Here is a 638-nt window from a genome sequence, read left to right as displayed (position 1 = left end):
GCTCGAAGCTGAAGGAGGAGCCGACGCCGGGCTCGCTCTCGACGGTGATCTCGCCACTCATCAGACTGACGAGGCGCTGCACGATGGTCAGCCCCAGGCCCGTGCCACCGTAGCGGCGCGTGATGCTGCCATCGGCCTGGGTGAAGGGGTCGAAGATCTGGCCGATCTGGTCGCGCGTCATGCCGATGCCGGTGTCGGTGACGGCCACGCGCAGCCGCAGGCGGTCGGGGCCGTCACCGTCGCGCGCGTCGGCCAGGGCGATCTCGATGCGCACTTCGCCGCGCTCGGTGAACTTCAATGCGTTGCCAATCAGGTTGATCAGCACCTGGCGCAGCCGCAGCGCGTCGCCGACCAGCCACGGCGGCACGCCGGGCTGTACGCGGGCGTGCAGCTGGATGCCCTTGTCATGCGCCTGTAGCAGCAGAGGCTGCAGGGATTCGCCGAGGCAGTCGTGCAGGCTGAAGGGCTGCTCGTCGATGACGATGCGGCCGGCCTCGATCTTGGCCACGTCCAGCAGGTCGTTGATGATGGTCATCAGCCCCTTGGCCGACTGGTGGGCCATGCCGATGAAGCGGCGCTGGCGCTCGTTGAGTTCGGTCTGCAGCACCAGTTCGGTCAGGCCGAGCACGCCATTCATC

1 protein-coding gene is annotated in these 638 nt (G+C 67.7%); it reads right to left on the bottom strand.

What is annotated here, in order from left to right:
* Nucleotides 1-638: ATP-binding protein (locus AC1DU6_RS34515; RefSeq protein ID WP_477862993.1), on the bottom strand; the 638-nt coding region annotated here is incomplete at both ends.

The organism is Roseateles sp. P5_B10 (assembly GCF_056400485.1).
Note: the sequence above shows the minus strand (reverse complement) of the source record. Positions and strands in the feature narration are given on the sequence as shown.